17 protein-coding genes are annotated in these 16,188 nt (G+C 69.9%); 5 read left to right on the top strand and 12 right to left on the bottom strand.

The features are described 5' to 3' along the window. Together ftsR and G3N18_RS00630 are read right to left on the bottom strand one after the other, a co-directional pair. Positions 1-588, bottom strand: a 588-nt coding sequence (ftsR, locus tag G3N18_RS00635; RefSeq protein ID WP_196382385.1) for a transcriptional regulator FtsR, incomplete at its 3' end; no start/stop codon positions are given. After that, positions 585-1,058, bottom strand: coding sequence for an FHA domain-containing protein (locus G3N18_RS00630; RefSeq protein WP_196382402.1), 474 nt, complete (start codon positions 1,056-1,058; stop codon positions 585-587). The genes G3N18_RS00630 and ftsR, both read right to left, overlap by 4 nt. Before the next feature lie 182 nt (positions 1,059-1,240). Here G3N18_RS00630 and G3N18_RS00625 point away from each other — a divergent pair, with 182 nt between their 5' ends. Continuing rightward, positions 1,241-1,588 carry a hypothetical protein gene (locus G3N18_RS00625; protein ID WP_196382384.1) on the top strand — a complete coding sequence of 116 codons (348 nt, stop codon included), beginning with the start codon at positions 1,241-1,243 and terminating at the stop codon, positions 1,586-1,588. Positions 1,589-1,601: 13 nt separating this feature from the next. On the opposite strand, the gene G3N18_RS00620 is transcribed toward G3N18_RS00625, so the two are convergent. Continuing rightward, complete coding sequence (locus tag G3N18_RS00620; RefSeq protein ID WP_230403655.1) at positions 1,602-1,973, bottom strand: four-helix bundle copper-binding protein; 372 nt, start codon at positions 1,971-1,973, stop codon at positions 1,602-1,604. Positions 1,974-2,120: 147 nt separating this feature from the next. On the opposite strand from G3N18_RS00620, the gene G3N18_RS00615 reads away from it, so the two are divergent. After that, complete coding sequence (locus G3N18_RS00615) at positions 2,121-2,723, top strand: copper resistance CopC family protein (protein WP_338038086.1); 603 nt, start codon at positions 2,121-2,123, stop codon at positions 2,721-2,723. A gap of 9 nt (positions 2,724-2,732) precedes the next feature. Then, positions 2,733-4,133 (top strand): dihydrolipoyl dehydrogenase, encoded by a 1,401-nt coding sequence (lpdA, locus tag G3N18_RS00610; RefSeq protein ID WP_196382383.1) that lies wholly within the window; start codon positions 2,733-2,735, stop codon positions 4,131-4,133. 211 nt (positions 4,134-4,344) lie between these two features. On the opposite strand, the gene G3N18_RS00605 is transcribed toward lpdA, so the two are convergent. Genes G3N18_RS00605 through G3N18_RS00590 form a run of 4 tightly spaced genes read right to left on the bottom strand, consistent with a single transcriptional unit; the run spans position 4,345 to position 7,796 of the window. Next, entirely contained in the window at positions 4,345-5,034 is a 690-nt protein-coding gene (locus G3N18_RS00605) for a CYTH domain-containing protein (RefSeq protein WP_314854370.1), read from the bottom strand. Positions 5,035-5,041: 7 nt separating this feature from the next. Then, positions 5,042-5,266: a response regulator gene (locus G3N18_RS00600; protein ID WP_196382381.1), complete on the bottom strand. Its 225-nt coding sequence runs from the start codon at positions 5,264-5,266 to the stop codon at positions 5,042-5,044. 50 nt (positions 5,267-5,316) lie between these two features. After that, the gene (locus G3N18_RS00595) at positions 5,317-6,855 is read right to left on the bottom strand and encodes a CoA-acylating methylmalonate-semialdehyde dehydrogenase (RefSeq protein WP_196382380.1); all 1,539 of its coding nucleotides are present in this window, start codon (positions 6,853-6,855) and stop codon (positions 5,317-5,319) included. Next, positions 6,852-7,796 (bottom strand): NAD(P)-binding domain-containing protein, encoded by a 945-nt coding sequence (locus tag G3N18_RS00590; RefSeq protein WP_196382399.1) that lies wholly within the window; start codon positions 7,794-7,796, stop codon positions 6,852-6,854. Before G3N18_RS00590 ends, G3N18_RS00595 begins: the two co-directional genes overlap by 4 nt. 187 nt (positions 7,797-7,983) lie before the next feature. On the opposite strand from G3N18_RS00590, the gene G3N18_RS00585 reads away from it, so the two are divergent. Both G3N18_RS00585 and G3N18_RS00580 read left to right on the top strand, forming a co-directional pair. Further along, positions 7,984-8,859: a LysR family transcriptional regulator gene (locus tag G3N18_RS00585; RefSeq protein WP_196382398.1), complete on the top strand. Its 876-nt coding sequence runs from the start codon at positions 7,984-7,986 to the stop codon at positions 8,857-8,859. Then, on the top strand, positions 8,856-9,587 hold the full coding sequence (locus tag G3N18_RS00580; RefSeq protein ID WP_196382379.1) for a glutamine amidotransferase: 732 nt from the start codon (positions 8,856-8,858) through the stop codon (positions 9,585-9,587). Before G3N18_RS00585 ends, G3N18_RS00580 begins: the two co-directional genes overlap by 4 nt. 159 nt (positions 9,588-9,746) lie before the next feature. On the opposite strand, the gene G3N18_RS00575 is transcribed toward G3N18_RS00580, so the two are convergent. From G3N18_RS00575 to pilM, 5 genes are all read right to left on the bottom strand, one after another. After that, positions 9,747-12,200, bottom strand: coding sequence for a glycogen/starch/alpha-glucan phosphorylase (locus G3N18_RS00575; protein WP_206692827.1), 2,454 nt, complete (start codon positions 12,198-12,200; stop codon positions 9,747-9,749). Between the two features lie 167 nt (positions 12,201-12,367). After that, positions 12,368-13,411, bottom strand: coding sequence for a YihY/virulence factor BrkB family protein (locus G3N18_RS00570; protein ID WP_196382378.1), 1,044 nt, complete (start codon positions 13,409-13,411; stop codon positions 12,368-12,370). 102 nt (positions 13,412-13,513) lie between these two features. Further along, the gene (gene pilO / locus G3N18_RS00565; protein WP_196382377.1) at positions 13,514-14,080 is read right to left on the bottom strand and encodes a type 4a pilus biogenesis protein PilO; all 567 of its coding nucleotides are present in this window, start codon (positions 14,078-14,080) and stop codon (positions 13,514-13,516) included. A gap of 5 nt (positions 14,081-14,085) precedes the next feature. Further along, positions 14,086-14,931: a hypothetical protein gene (locus G3N18_RS00560; RefSeq protein ID WP_196382376.1), complete on the bottom strand. Its 846-nt coding sequence runs from the start codon at positions 14,929-14,931 to the stop codon at positions 14,086-14,088. Beyond that, positions 14,928-16,169 carry a type IV pilus assembly protein PilM gene (pilM, locus tag G3N18_RS00555; RefSeq protein ID WP_196382375.1) on the bottom strand — a complete coding sequence of 414 codons (1,242 nt, stop codon included), beginning with the start codon at positions 16,167-16,169 and terminating at the stop codon, positions 14,928-14,930. Before pilM ends, G3N18_RS00560 begins: the two co-directional genes overlap by 4 nt. Positions 16,170-16,188: the final 19 nt, after the last annotated feature.

Genomic DNA, 16,188 nt, shown 5'->3' with positions numbered 1-16,188 from the left:
GGCACGCGAGGCGGCGTCGGCCCGGCGCAGCAGCGGCGCCAGGGCACTGCCCACGAGGGCGACCTCGCGTTCGGCGGCCTGGCGCATGCCCCGCACGTGCCGCGGCTGGATGCCGTGGGCATCGAGCGCCACGAGCGCCCGCAGCAGGGTGAGGGCGCGCTCGTCGTAGGTGTCGCCCGCGGTCACGAGCCCCGCGCTCACGGCACCTTCGAGCAGAGCCGCCGACGCACCTGCGGTGGCCAGCAGCTCGTCGCGGCGGTAGCGGCGCGGTGCTTCGAGGATCGAGGGCGGCAGCACCACGGCATCCTCGCCGTCGTGCGCGTCGAGGTACTCACGGATGCGGGCCAGCTTGAAGTCGTGGTCGCGCTGCAGGGTGAGGGCCGTGCGCAGCCGCGCGACGTCAGACGGCGAGAACTTGCGGTAGCCGGCTTCGGTGCGCAGCGGCGTGACGAGCCCCTGCTCCTCGAGGTAGCGCAGCTTGCTGGCGCTGAGGTCGGGGAACTCGGGGGTCAGCCGCGCGAGGACCTGACCGATGCTGAGGTGCCCCGCGGCCTGGGAGCGACCACGGGGTGACGGCGCCGGCGTCACCCGCCTGCCACCGCAGCGCGGTCGGCGGGCGAGACGAAGAAGTTCAGGCGGAACTTGCCGATGCGAAGCTCGGCACCGTCGTCGAGCACGGCGCGGTCGACCCGCTCGCCGTTGACGTAGGTGCCGTTGAGCGAGCGCTGGTCGACGAGCTCGAAGAAGCCGCCGGTGCGGGTGACCTCGGCGTGCCGACGCGAGACGGTCACGTCGTCGAAGAAGATGTCGGCTTCGGGGTGACGACCGATCGTGGTCACGTCGGTGTCGAGCAGGTAGCGCGCGCCCGCCGTGGGGCCCGAGCGCACGAGCAGGAGCGCCGAACGGGCCGGCAGCGCACCGATCGCCTCGAGCTCGGCCTCGGTCAGATCGCTGCCGAACGGGATGAAGGACAGGTCGGAGTCGTGCCCGAACGTCTGCGTCGTGTCGACCGAGCGCCCGTCACCGGCATCGCGTCGGATGTCTTCGGCGCCTCGCACGGCGCCCGTCTCGTTCTCGTTCACGGCGTCCTCCTCCCTCTTCACCCTAACGGATCGGCCCGGCGAACGAACCCCCGCACGGGGCGTGGAGGCCCCGCAAATGTTGCACCGTGTGTCGCCGACCGTGCGCAGGCTCGGGTGCCCGACCTAGCCTGGAGCCCCACCTATCGAAGGAGCACCCCGTGTCCACGCCCCGCAACCGTCTCGAGACCACCCCGGTGCGTCAGGACACGGTCTGCATGTGCGTGCACGGCCGAGCCTGCTCGTCGTTCGCCCCGGGTCACGCGGTGCACCTCATCCAGGCGCGCCTCGCGTCGGCGACGCCCGGCGAATGGGTCGACGCGATCGTGACGTCGACGGATGCCTCGGAGGGCAGCCTGCTGCTGCACACCCTCGACGGCGCCCCGGTGGCGCTCTGGAGCGGCGCGGGCGCGGCGGATCACCTCGCGGCGGGAACGCCGGTCGCGTTCCACCCGCGCTACCACGCCCTCTCGGTGGGCGGGCGCCTGTTCAACTGCCTCGCGCTGTAAGCTGCGGCCCCGGTCAGGCCATCATGGCGGTCTTCATCGCCATGCACGCCTCCATGCACGCGCGGCACGCGTCGGCGCACATCGCGCAGACGGGGCTCATCTCGGCGTGGGCGCGGCACTCGTCTTCGCACATCTGACACATCGCGATGCAGGCGTCGAGCATCGCCATCATCACCGGCGGCGTCATGCCCTGCATGCGCAGCATCGTGCGCATCATCGTGCCGCACATGTCGGCGCAGTTCATGCACGAGGTCGCGCAGTCCATCAGCTGCGTCGAACAGACCGTGCAGGCCTGCTCGCAGGCGGCACAGGCATCCATGCACGCCTGCATCATCGCCATGTCCATCGCCGCCATGCCGTCCATCATCATCATGTCGTCGGACATGGCGTTCATCATCATGGAGTCCATCACGCACCCGCTCTCGATCGGAGACGGGACCTGCGGCTCGTCTGCTCGCGTCGCAAGCCGCCCGCCTGTCGCCACGGTACCGCGCAGGGCGCCCCGCGAACAGGCTCACGTAGGCTCGTGAGGGTGTTGTCACACAGAATTCACACGCGCCCGTTCGCCCTCCCCGCCCTGGCTGCCGCGGTCATCGCTCTGATGATGGGCGTCGCGCTGGTGCTCGTCTCCCCCGCCGCCCCCGCGTCCGCCCACGACGACCTGATCGGTTCATCGCCCGCCGCCGGCGCTGAGGTCGACGCGGTACCCGACCAGCTGGTCCTCACCTTCAGCGGAGTGCTGCTCGACGAGCCGGGCGCGACGCAAGTGGTGGTGACCGATGCCGCGGGCACCGACCTCACCGACGGCGACCCCACGCTCGACGGCACCAAGCTCACCCAGCCGCTCGCGGCGGACACGGCGGCAGCGGGGACCGTCACCGTGATCTGGCGCGTCGTCTCGAGCGACGGCCACCCCGTGTCGGATCAGTTCACCTTCACCGTGGCCGGAGGCACCCCCGTGACGTCGGCGCCGTCGTCGCCGGCCACCACCTCCCCCGATGCGACCCTCGCGCCGGGCCCGTCGATGGAGGCGACCGACATGACATGGGTGTGGATCGCGCTGCCGCTCGCGCTCGTCGTCGCCTTCGTCGCCGTGCTGTTGTGGGCACGGAAGCGGGGCCCGCGCGAGGACTAGGCTTGAGGCATGCCTCATTACAACGTCGTCGTCCTCGGTGCCGGCCCCGGTGGCTATGTCGCGGCCGTCCGCGCTGCCCAGCTCGGTCAGTCCGTCGCCATCATCGAAGAGAAGTACTGGGGCGGTGTGTGCCTCAACGTCGGCTGCATCCCCTCCAAGGCGCTGCTGAAGAACGCCGAGGTCGTGCACACCCTGAAACACAAGTCCGACTTCTTCGGCATCTCGGGTGAGTTCACGGTCGACTACGGCGCCGCCTTCGACCGCTCGCGCGTCGTTGCCGACGGGCGCGTCAAGGGCATCCACTACCTCATGAAGAAGAACAAGGTCACCGAGTACGAGGGTCGCGGGTCGTTCACCGGCCCCAAGGCCATCACGGTGACGCGCGCCGACGGCAGCACCGAAGAGGTCACCTTCGACAACGTGATCATCGCGACCGGGTCGACCGTGCGCCTGCTGCCGGGTGTCACTCTCAGCGAGAACGTCGTCACGTACGAAGAGCAGATCCTCTCGCGCGAACTGCCCGGCTCGATCGTCATCGTGGGCGCCGGCGCCATCGGCATGGAGTTCGCCTATGTCATGACGAACTACGGCGTGAAGGTCACGATCATCGAGTTCCTCGACCGCGCCCTGCCGAACGAAGACGCGGATGTCTCGAAAGAGATTGCCAAGCAGTATAAGAACCTGGGTGTCGACATCCTCGTCGCCACGAAGGTCGAGACCGTCGTCGACTCCGGCGACAAGGTCACCGTCAGCTACAGCGACAACAAGACGGGCGAGAAGGGTCAGATCGAGGCCGACAAGGTGCTCATGTCGATCGGCTTCGCCCCCCGCGTCGAGGGCTTCGGCCTCGAGAACACCGGCGTGAAGCTCACCGAGCGCGGTGCGATCGACATCGACGACTACATGCGCACGAACGTCGAGGGCATCTACGCCATCGGCGACGTGACGGCCAAGTTGCAGCTCGCGCACGTCGCCGAGGCGCAGGGCGTGGTCGCGGCCGAGACGATCGGCGGCGCCGAGACGATGACGCTGGGCGACTACCGCATGATGCCGCGCGCGACGTTCTGCCAGCCGCAGGTGGCCTCATTCGGCTACACCGAGGCGCAGTACAAAGAGACCGGCCGCGAGTACAAGGTCGCGACGTTCCCGTTCATGGCCAACGGCAAGGCGCACGGCCTGGGCGAGCCGGTCGGCTTCGTGAAGCTGATCGCCGACGCCGAGCACCTCGAGCTCGTCGGCGGCCACCTCATCGGCCCCGACGTGTCGGAGCTGCTGCCCGAGCTGACCCTCGCGCAGAAGTGGGACCTCACGGCTCTCGAGCTGGCCCGCAACGTGCACACGCACCCGACGCTGTCGGAGGCGCTGCAAGAGGCGTTCCACGGCCTCGCGGGACACATGATCAACCTCTGACGACGACCGTCATCGCCGCGATGCGCCCCGGCAGGCTTCGCCTGACGGGGCGCATCGCTTTCATTCGGACTGTCGCCGAGGGCATCTGCATTTGACCGCATGCACTTTCGGAGTACTCTGACTGCAACGAATGACGCCGCCCCATCGAAGCCGGGGGCGGCGTCAGTCGTTTCGGCGGTCTGGTTCGCGGGCGCGGCAGCACCCGGGCTGCTCAGAGTCCGAGAGTGCGAGCGAGTTTCGAATCGGATGCCGCGGGACGCCCGCCCACCCGTGCCACCGCCGCAGCGGCCTCGTGGAACAGGGCCGCGCGCGCGGACGCCGTCGTCGGGGCGGCCTCGCCGAGCTCGAACTCCCACTCGCGCCACGACGTCTCGACGTCGCGCGTCTCGTCGAGGGCGACCACGTGGTCGTCGACGAACTCGGCGACGACGCCGCCCGAGGCATCCCTCAGCGCGAACGCGTCGCGCCGGTTGACGATCCGGGCGATCGGGGTGAGCGGCCCGGCGTCGGGCGCGAACTGCGCGATCGCGGCGAGCACGACGCCCGGCACGAGGTCATCGATGTCGGCGACCGCACTATCGCCGCCGGCCTCGACCCCGGCATCCGCTCCGGCGTCGAGGGGCCAGTGCGTCTCGACACGGCCGCCCTCGGCGCCCTTCGGGCCCTTGATGTGCCAGCCCTCGTCGGGCCCGCCGGTGCGGCGGCGCACCGCATACCCCGCGCGGCCGAGCCCGAAGCCCGCCACATCGAAGTAGCGGGCGTCGAGATCGCGTCGTTCGGGGCCCGAGACGACCGCCACGCCCGGCAGACCCGAGAAGTCGGGCAGGGGCGTGGCGGCCTCGACGTCGAAGGTCGACTCGATCTCGAGCGAACGCGTGCCCCCGCGAGAGTCTGCGCTCACGCGGGGCTCACTGGTTGCGGTCGGCGTCGGGGTCGATGTCGTCTTCGGCCTCGAGATAGTAGAAGTCGCTCGAGGTGGGTCCATCACCCTCGCCGGTGTTCTCGAGCCCGCCCTTGCGCGTGTAGACGACCTGCGTCTCGCTGTAGGGCATGACCAGGGCGTCTTCGGTCTCGTCTTCCAGGGGAAGGACCTGGCCGTCGAGGGGGCCGCCGTGAAGTCGTGCGATCGCCATGTGAGTCTCCGATCTCTGGGTGTCGCCAGCCTAACCGGCCGGGGAGGGTATCAGTGCGTCGGAAAGCCGAGGCTGATCTGACTCTCGCTCGGGTCGGGCCACCGGGTCGTGACGACCTTGCGGCGCGTGTAGAACTGGAACGCTTCAGCACCGTACATGTGCGTGTCGCCGAAGAGCGAGTCCTTCCACCCGCCGAACGAGAACGCCCCCACCGGCACCGGGATCGGCACGTTGATGCCGACCATCCCGACCTCGATGTCGAACTCGAACTGCCGCGCCGTCTTGCCGTCGCGGGTGAACACGGCCGTGCCGTTGGCGTAGCGGTTGGCGTTGATGAGATCGACGGCCTCGTCGTAATTCGCGACGCGGACGACCGAGAGCACGGGGCCGAAGATCTCTTCGTCGTAGACGCGCATGCCGGGCGCGACGTCGTCGACGAGCGAGGGGCCGATGAAGAACCCGTCGCCGGGCGTGTCGAGCTCGCGTCCGTCGACGACGACGCGCGCCCCCTCGGCCTCGGCGCCCGCGACGAACCCGGTGACGCGGGCGAGCGCGTCGCGCGTGATGAGCGGGCCCATCTCGATGCCGGGCGCGGTGCCGTCGCCGACGGTCACGGCCGGCATGCGCTCGGCGATTTTGGCGACGAGGTCGTCGGCGACCTCTCCCACCGCGACGACCACCGAGACCGCCATGCAGCGCTCCCCCGCCGAGCCATAGCCCGCCGAGATCGCCGCGTCGGCCGCCGAGTCGAGGTCGGCGTCGGGCATGACGATCATGTGGTTCTTCGCACCGCCGAGCGCCTGCACACGCTTGCCGTTCTCGGCCGCGCGCGTATAGATGTACTTCGCGATCGGCGTCGAGCCGACGAACGAGACCGCGCGGATGATCTCGTCGTCGAGGATCGCGTCGACCGCCTCCTTGTCGCCGTGGACGACGTTGAGGATGCCTGCCGGAAGCCCCGCCTCGGCGAACGCGTCGGCGATCCAGTTCGCGGCCGAGGGGTCGCGCTCGCTGGGCTTGAGGATGACGGCGTTGCCCGCGGCGATCGCCGTCGTCACCATCCACAGCGGCACCATCGCGGGGAAGTTGAACGGCGTGATGCACGCGACGACACCGACCGGCTGGCGCACCTGGTGCACGTCGACGCCGCTGGCGACCTGCTCGGAGTACTCGCCCTTCAGGTGGTGCATGAGCGAGGTGCAGAACTCGACGTTCTCGAGGCCGCGGGTCACCTCGCCGAGCGCGTCGGGCACGGTCTTGCCGTGCTCGGCGGTGATGATGCGGGCGAGCTCTTCGGCGCGCGAGGCGATGATCTCACGCAGCCGGAACATCACCTGCTGACGCTTGCCGAGCCCCGTCGCGCGCCACCCACGCTGGGCGGCCTGCGCCGTGCGCGCCGCCTCGTGCACGAGCGCGGCCGATGCCAGGGCGACCTCACCGGTCTGCCCGCCGGTCGCGGGATTGAACACCGCGCCGGTGCGCCCGTCGGCGGCGATCCGCTCCCCGCCGATGATGTGCGGGATGGCGGTGAGGCCGGGAGTGGGTTCGGAAGCGGGCGAGGTGGTCGTCGTGTCGATCGTGGTGCTCATGCGCGGGTTCCTTCGAGAGTGCGGTCGAGAGAGGGGTCGTAGCCGCGCAGCGTGCCGTCGGGCGAGGCGAGCTTGGCGACGAGGGTGCAGTCCTTGCCCCCGAGGCCCTCGTCGATCAGCTCGTCGAGCTGCGCGAGGGCGAGGCGGGCGGCGGGCAGGTGCACGCCGGTGGTGTCGCCCGCCTGCACCGCGAGGCCGCAGTCTTTGCGGGCGAGGTCGACCGAGAAGGTCGGGTCGAAGTTGTTGTTCGCGGCCGACTTGTCGAGAACGCCCGGCACCGGGTACCAGGTGCGCAGCGGCCACGAGTCGCCCGACGAGACGCGGGCGACGTCCCAGAACGTCTTCGCGTCGAGGCCCAGCTGCTCGGCGAGCTGCGAGCCCTCCGACATCGCCATCACGCCGATGAACAGCATCATGTTGTTCACGAGCTTCGCGGCGATCCCCGCGCCCGCCTCGCCGCAGGCGATGACGTTGCCCGCCATCGGCGCGACGATCTCGGCGGCGCGCGCCACGTCGGCGGGGTCGCCCCCGAGCATGAAGGTCAAGGTGCCGGCTTCGGCACCGGCGGTGCCGCCCGAGATCGGGGCATCCACGAAGGTCAGGCCGCGGGCCTCTGCCTCGCGGTGGCACCAGCGCGAGGTCTCGACGTCGACCGTCGAGGTGTCCATGAGCACGGTGGATGCCTCGGCGTGGGCGAAGATCCCGTCGTCGCCGCCGTACGCGGCGCGCACGTGCTCGGGCTTCGGGAGCGAGGTCAGGCACGCGTCGGCGCCGGCGAGAGCTTCGGCGGTCGAGCCGACGACGTCGATGCCGTGCGCGCGGGCCACCTCGGCCGCGGCGGGGTTGATCTCGACGCCGCGCACGGTGTGTCCGGCGGCGACCAGGTGGGCGGCCATGGGCACGCCCATCCGTCCGAGTCCGATGAAGGCGATGGTCGAGATGGCTGCTGCTCCCTGCGTCGTCGAAGGTCGTCGCGCTCCTCAGCGAGCGCGGTCGAGTCTCACTCTAGGCATCGCCCGCCGTGCAGATCAATGCACAGGGCGGCGCCACATTTGCACCGTGACTGTGCGTTGGTGCACACTGATCGGCATGACCGCTCCCCCGTCCGAACCGCCGCTCGACGCGCTCATGACCTTCCTGTCGGTCGCGCGCCTCGGCCGCTACACGGCGGCCGCCGAGGTGCTGGGCATCAACCACTCCACCGTGTCGCGGCGGATCGCGACGCTCGAGGCCGCGATGGGCGGCCGCGTGCACGTGCGCACCACCGGCGGGTGGGAGGTCACCGCACTTGGGCGCCGCGCCGTCGCGATCGCCGAGCGCATCGAACGGTCGCTGCGCGAACTCGTCGAGGGCGAGGGCGCCGACCTGGTACACGGGATGGTGCGGGTCAGCGCACCCGACGCCTTCACCGCCGTCTTCCTCGCGCCCGCGATGACGGCGCTCCGCGCCGAGCACCCGGGTCTGTCGGTCGAGCTTCTCTCGGCCACGCAACGGGTGCGGCAGAATCGCTCCGGCGTCGACCTCGAGATTGTCGTCGGACGCCCGCAGGTGCTGCGCGCCTTCGCGACCCCGGTGTGCGCCTACGCGCTGCGGCTCTACGCGACCCCGGCCTACCTCGCCGCGCACGGCGCGCCCGAGAGCGTGGCCGACCTGGCGAGGCATCCGCTCGTCTACTACGTCGAGAGCTCACTGCAGGTCGACGAGCTCGACCGCGCGCTGCAAGAGCTGCCCGACTCTCCCCCGTCGCTGCGCTCGACGAGCGTGTTCGCGCACGTCGAGGGCGCCGCCGCCGGCGCCGGCATCGGACTGCTGCCCGACTTTCTCGGCGACCCCGACCCGCGCCTCGTGCGCGTGCTCGACGGCGCCTACGCCCACCCCCTCGCGTACTGGGCCGTCGCCCGCGACGAGGGCCCCCGCAACCCCGCCGTCGCCGCGACCCTCGACGCGATCACGACGCACATCGCGTCGGTGCAGCGCGGAACCGACCGAGAGGATGCCTCGTGAAACCGTTCCTGCTGCTCGCGACCCGAGCCGAAGACCTGCCCGCCGACGAGGAATACGCGCTCTTCCTGCGCTTCACCGGGCTCTCGGAAGATCAGCTCGTGCGGCGGCGCCTCGAGGCCGAGCCGCTTGGCGAGATCGATCTCGACGACTGGTCGGGGATTTTCGTCGGGGGTGGTCCGTTCAACGCGTCCGACCCGCTCGAGAAGAAGTCCCCCGTGCAGCAGCGCGTCGAGGCCGAGATCTCGGCGCTCCTCGACGAGGTGGTCGCGCGTGACTTTCCGTTCTTCGGAGCCTGCTACGGCATCGGCACGGTCGGCGCGCACGAGGGTGCGGTGATCGACGGCACGTACCGTGAACCGATCAGCGTCGTCGAGGTGACCCGCACCGCCGCCGGCGCCGCCGACCCGCTGCTGCAGGGCCTGCCCGACACGTTCGCCGCGTTCGTGGGGCACAAAGAGGCGATCACGGTGCTGCCGCCGTCGGCGACCCTGCTCGTTCGGGGAGAGACCTGCCCCGTGCAGATGTTCCGCGTCGGGCGGAACGTCTACGCCACCCAGTTCCACCCCGAGTGCGACGTCGAGGGCATCTCGACCCGCATCCGCGCGTACGCCGGCCACGGCTATTTCGGCGCGGGAGAGCTCGACCTCACGCTCGACGCCGTGCGGCGCCTGCCCGTGACCCACACCGGAGCCCTCCTGCGCGCCTTCGCCGAGCGCTACGCGCGCTGAGCGGAGGGCCCGCCGGGCGGGCGCTGACGGGTCGGCGCGCGCTGAAGGGAGGGGATGCGCCGGGCGGAGGGTGCGATCACGTGGCCACACCCTCCCCCGAGCCCATCCCCTCCCCTCAGAACACGCGGCGCGTGGGCGGCGGAGTGGCGACTCGCGTGCTCAGAGCACGGGCGGGGTGTGCCAGATGCGGTCGATGTAGTCGCGGATCGCCCGGTCCGACGAGAAGAAGCCGCACCGAGCGACGTTGAGGATGGCCGAGCGCGTCCAGGCATCCTGGTCGGCATAGGCGGCGTCGACCTTCGCCTGCTCGGCGATGTACGACGAGTAGTCGGCGAGCACCATGAAGCGGTCGTCGTAGAGCAGGTTCGACACGATGGGCTCGAAGACGCTGCGGTCGCCGCCCGAGAACGCGCCCGACGCGATGAGGTCGATCGCGCGGCGGAGGTTCTCGTCGGCCTGGTAGAACTCCGCCGGCTTGTACCCGCGGGCCCACAGCGCTTCGACCTCGGGCTCGCTCATGCCGAAGAGGAAGAAGTTGTCGTCTCCGACGAGCTCGCGGATCTCGACGTTCGCGCCGTCGTCGGTACCGATCGTGAGCGCGCCGTTGAGGGCGAACTTCATGTTGCCGGTGCCGGATGCCTCTTTGCCGGCCAGCGAGATCTGCTCCGACAGGTCGGCGGCAGGGATCACGCGCTCGGCGAGGGTGACGTTGTAGTTCGGCGGGAACAGCACCTTCAGGCGCCCCTCGACGCGCGGGTCGGCGTTCACGACCTCGCCCACCGCGTTGATGAGGTGGATGATGCGCTTGGCCATGATGTACCCCGGCGCGGCCTTGGCCCCGAAGATGAACGTGCGCGGCTGGATGTCTGCCGCCGCCACGCGCCCCGACACGATCTGCTCGTACTCGGTGACGATGTGGAGCACCTTGAGCATCTGCCGCTTGTACTCGTGAAGACGCTTGACCATGACGTCGAGCAGGTGCCCGTCGCTGATCTCGAACCCGTCACGGGCGCGCAGCACCTGGTCGAGCCGGCGCTTGTTGGCCGCCTTCACCTCGGCGAACGCGGCGCGGAAGTCGGGGTTCTCGGCGTGGGCCTCGAGCTCGCGCAGGCGCTCGAGGTCGGTCGACCAGCCGGTGCCGATGGCCTCGGTGATGAGGTCGGACAGCCCCGGGTTCGCGAGCCGGATGAACCGCCGCGGCGTGATGCCGTTCGTCACGTTCGTGAACTTGCCCGGGTAGAACTCGTTGAAGTCGGGCAGCACCTTCTCGCGCAGCAGCTGCGAGTGCAGCTCGGCGACGCCGTTGACCTTCGAGCCCGCGACGGTCGCGAGGTAGGCCATGCGCACCGAGCGGTCGGGGAACTCGCTGATGATCGACATGTTGCGGATGCGCATCTCGTCGTCGCCGTAGCGCTCGCGCACCTCGGCGAGGAACTCCTCGTTGATGCGGTAGATGATCTCGAGGTGGCGCGGCAGCAGGCGCCCGAGCAGGTCGACCGACCACACCTCGAGGGCCTCGGGCAGCAGCGTGTGGCACGTGTAGGCGAAGCACTTCTGGGTGATCGCCCACGCGGCATCCCACTCGAGCTTCTTCTCGTCGACGAGCACGCGCATGAGCTCGGGCACGCCGATCACCGGGTGCGTGTCGTTCAGCTGGAAGATGATGCGGTCGGGCAGGGCCGTGAGGTCGAAGTCGTCGGGCAGCTGCTCGAGGAAGTCGCCGATGGATGCCGCGACGAAGAAGTACTGCTGCTGCAGCCGCAGTTCCTTGCCCTGCGGGGTGGAGTCTTCGGGGTAGAGCACCTTGGAGATGTTCTCGGCGTAGGTCTGGGCGCGGACGGCCTCTTCGTAGTCGCCGGAGTTGAACACGCGCAGGTCGAACGAGTCGGTCGCCTTCGCGCTCCAGAGCCGCAGCGTGTTGACGCGGCCGTTCAGGTAGCCCGGCACCATGTAGTTGTAGGGCACCGCCTGCACGTGCCAGCCCGGCACCCAGCGCGTGCGCTCGGTGCCCTCGTCGTCGTAGGTCTCGGTGTGGCCGCCGAATGAGATGCGCCGCGACGCCTCGGGGTGCGGGAACTCCCAGGGCGATCCGAGGGTGAGCCACGCGTCGGGCTGCTCGACCTGCTGGCCGTTTACGAACGTCTGGCGGAAGATGCCGTACTCGTAGCGGATGCCGTAGCCGACGTTCGGGACGCTGAGGGTCGCAAGCGAGTCGATGAAGCACGCCGCGAGGCGCCCGAGGCCGCCGTTGCCGAGGCCGGGCTCGACCTCCTGCGCGCGCAGAGCGTCGATGTCGATGCCGCACGCGGCCATCGCGTCGGTCGCGATCTCGGTGAGCCCTGACGCGAGCAGGTTGTTGTCGAGCTGACGGCCGAGCAGGTACTCGGCGGACAGGTACGCGACCCCCTTGGACTGCTTCTCCCGCTGGCGGCGCAGGTCTTCGAGCCAGCGCGCCATAAGGTAGTCGCGCACCGTGAGCGCCAACGCGAAGTAGCGGTCGGTGTCACTCGATGCCGAGAGGGCGACGCCCCGCTCGTAGTTGAGGTTGCGCAGGAACTGTCGCACGAACCCGTCGACCGAGCTCGCGGGGCCGGTCACCGGGGCGAGGGCCAGGGGGTGGGTCGCGCCGAGCGGATGGACGGTGCCGGGCGAAGGGGCCGCGGCGGCCGAGTCGGTGTGGTCTGCGGGGATATCGGTTGCACTCACGTAACGAAGGTACACACTGAAGGGCGCTCTTGTGACCGGTCACAGCCGGGAGATATCGAGAATTTACACGGACGTCACCGTGACGGCGCGGCGGCACCGTCGTTCTTCTCATCCTCCTTCTCGCTCTTCGCGGCCCGCTCGTCGGCGAGGGCGTCGCGCGCCGTGGCGAGCTCGGTCGACGCGGTGACGACGGCATTCTCCGCCAGCTGCACGCGCCACTCGGCGAAGGTCTTCGCGCCGTAGCGCTCCCGCACGCGGTCGACGTCTTCGCGGACGAGCGTGTAGATGTACGAGCAGGCGATGAGAATCACCTGCGAGGAGAGGTTGATCCACAGAAGCAGCGCGATGAGGCTCGAAAAGGTCGCCAGCAGCGGGTTCGAGCTCGCGCCGCCGACGAACAGGCCGGACAGCTGCTGCAGCACGGTGAGACCCACCGCCCCGAGGAGCGACCCCGTCCAGAGGGCCTTGGCGGATGCCTTGACGCCCGACAGCACGCGAAAGACCATCGCGATCGCGACGGCGTCGAGGAGGAACGTCAGGACGATCGCGAGGAGGCGGCTGCCCCAGCTGATCAGCGGGTCGTGCGCGCCGAGGCCGAACCAGGCGGCGACGAGTCCGAGACCCGCGGTGCCGAGCATCGTCGCCACGGCCGAGACGAGCAGCGCTCCCCCGACGCCGATCGCGAGGGCGAGGTTCCGGAGCATCACGAGCCAGAACGGCACGTCGTCGGTGGCCTCGTCGCAGATCACGCGGATCGCGGTGCGAAGCGACCCGATCGCGCCGATCGCCGCGCCGATGAGACCGACGGTGGCGATGATCCCCGCGATAGAGAGACCTGCAGGAGCCTGGATCGCGTCGAGCTCGATGAGACCCTCGTCGCCCACGAGGCCCGGCACGGCGCGGTTCACCGCGTCGATGAGCGCCTGCCAGGCATCCGGGTTTCCGGCCAGCCACAGCGCGGCCGCCGAGAACCCGAGGAGGACGCCCGCGAAGATCGAGAACAGGGCGCGGTAGGTGACGGCGTCGGCGAATATCGGGCCGCGCCGCTCGCTGTACCGGAGGAACGCCCTCACAGGGGTGAGGGAGAGGGCCCAGGCGATGACGCGCGCGATGTCCATCCCTCCACGATGGCAGACCTGCGCGGGTTCCGCCCGGGTCTTGACACGGGTGCGGCTCTCAGGACTGCGCGTCGCGCCCGGGTCTTGACATGCCCTGAGCGCTCAGGACTGCGGCAGTAGGACCCAGGTGGTGCCGGTGAGGTCGATCGTCGTCTCGTCGCCCGCCGTGTATTTGCTCGCCGACAGGGTCACGATGCGCTGCGACTGCTGCAGCCGCGCGACGAAGTCCTCGAGCTTCGCCCTGTCGCCGAGAGCGGTCAGCGTCATCGGCACCGCAACGAGCGTTCCGCTCGACGGAGTCGGGACATCGACACCCACCGGTGCCTCGTAGGCGGTCGCGATGTCGAAGCGGAGGGTCTTGACCGTGACGCCCGCCGCCGTCGCCGCAGCGTCGATCTGGTTGATCAGCTCCTGCTGCGCACGCTGCGCGGGAATCTCCTGCTGCTTCTCCGCCAGCGCCTTCTTGTACTCGTCGAGACGCTCATTCTCGGCGGCGAGGGCGTCGTTGCGCGCCTGCTGCGCATCGTTGATCTGCTTGATGGAGGCGGTCTGCGACTTCGCCGCTTCGATCCGGTCGAGCTGCGGCTGCACGCCGACGAGCCACCCGCCGAACACGACGGCGATCGCGAGCACACCGATGATGATGAAGCTGAGCCTGTACTTGTCCATGCCCGTCACTGTCCTTCGGTGGTCTTCGTCGTGGCATCCGGAGCGTCGGATGTCGGAGTGTTCGCCGCCGGCGGCGTTGTCGCGACGAGCTCGAGCTGTTCGTGCAACGTCGCGATCAGTTCCGGATCGAGAGCGCCCACGCGCGCCGTCCCACCGAGTGCATCGGCCCCGAGTTGCACGACCCCGGTGATCACATAGCCCGTCTCGTTCGTGGCCGCGACAGCGTCGACGGTCGCGCTGACGTAGCCGGTGAGGCGGCTGAGGGCGTCGAGCAGCGGTGTCGGCGAGTCGAATCGGTCGGCGTTCGCGGTGAAGGCGATCTCTATGACGCCCGGGGCGTCGAGCCCCGTGGATTCGGCGTCGACGGCTGCGCCGGTGGCGACACCCTTGACGGTGACCGATTCCGTGGCGATCTTCACATCGGCGGGAAGTACGGCATCGAGCTCGGTCATGAGCCTCGCCCAGTTGACTTCCGCGTAGAGGGCTGCGAGTGCCGCGCCGTCGTACGCCCCGACCTGGGCCATCACATTGGAGACCTCGGTGTACTGCTTCTGTGCGTTGATCAGGGTCTGGCTTCGCGTACGCTCCGCCGCGAGTGTGCCCTCCGCCTGGATCGCGAGGAAGGCCACGCCGAGGGATGCCGCGACGACGAGCACGAGCAGTGCGAGAAGCGCCGCAAGGAGTCGCCGTTCGATGGCGCGGTAGCGCCGACGTGTCTCGACGACCGGGGGAACGAGATCGACGCGCGCCGAGGCGTGCGCGGGCGGGCCCGCCTCTGCGGGTGCCTCGGCGACGTGCGCGTCGCGGTCGGCGCGTCCGCGCCGCCGCCCTTCGACCAGCTCGGCAGTCATCTGCGGCCTCCCTTCGACGCGGCCTTCTCAGCCTTGGCCTGCGCCTTGGCTGCGGCCTTCGCGTTCTTCTCCTGCTCTTTGGTCGGCTTCGTGGCCGCCGGTGGGGCGGGGGGTGCCGCCGGTGCCGCCGCCCTCGCCTTCGCTCCCCCGCGCTTCGTCTTCGCTGCGGCGCGCTCGGCCGCCTTCTCGGACCGGCGGTCGGCCTTCGCGCCGAGCGTCAGCCCGAGCGGCGCAGCGATCTCGAGGGCCCACTGCTCGATGCCGCTTTCGCGGACCTTGGCGTTCATCGAGAACGGGGCGAACGGATTGCCGTACGCGGTCGGCACGCCGAGCGCCCGCGAGAGGACGAGCGTGAGGCCGCCGAGGCGCGAGCCGCCGCCGGTGAGGATGACGCTCGCAACGGGCGATTCGGGGTGCGCGTTGCTCCAGAAGGCGAACGTGTTGCGGATGCTGTCGATGAGGCCGGCGATGTTCTCGCGCAGGACCGTCTCGGCGTCGACGTCGCGCGGCGTCGCGGCGCCGCCCTGGAGACCACGGGTGATCTTGTCGAGTTCGGCCTCGGCGAAGCTCACGCCGAGCGCCCGTTCGATGCTGCGCGACACGTCGTCGCCGCCGCTCGGCACGATGCGCACGAACTGCGGCGTGCCGGCGTGGGAGATGACGACGGTGGTGCTGGAGGCGCCGATGTTGATGATCGCCTGCGTACCGCGGGCCGGGCCCGGCAGGAGGCGCAGCAGCGAGAACCCGGAGAAGTCGATCGCGTCGATCGAGCGGCCGGATCGTTCGATCGCGTTGACGGTCGATTCGAGGCTGCTGCGCACCGTCGCGACGAGCAGCCCCTCCTGCTGGACCGCGCCCGATGTCTCGATGTTCCGCAACGGCAGGAAGTCGAGGATCGCGTCGTCGAGGTCGATCGGCACCTGGCCCTCGACGGCGAATCGCAATGCCGTGCGGCGCTGGGCCCCCGTGAAGACCGGGAGGGTCACCTCGCGGACCACGACCTTGCGGTTGCTCACGCCGAAGACGACCTTCTTGGTCGTGAAGCCGCCGACCTTCCACAGTTGCTTGATCGCGGCGATCGCACGCTTCTGGTCGAGGATCTCCCCGTCGAACACCGTGCCTTCGGGCAGCGGGATCGCGGCGAACCGGCTGATCGTGGGGCGCGCCGTGTAGGGGGCGTCGACCTGAACGGCCCTCAGGCCGCTGCGGCTGAGGTCGAGTGCGACTACTGCTGCCATGGGTTCCTCCGGGGTATGG

The organism is Microbacterium paulum, from assembly GCF_015707995.1.
Classification (GTDB): domain Bacteria; phylum Actinomycetota; class Actinomycetes; order Actinomycetales; family Microbacteriaceae; genus Microbacterium; species Microbacterium paulum.
The sequence above is the reverse complement of the archived record's forward strand: the minus strand, read 5'-3'. Positions and strand labels throughout refer to the sequence as shown.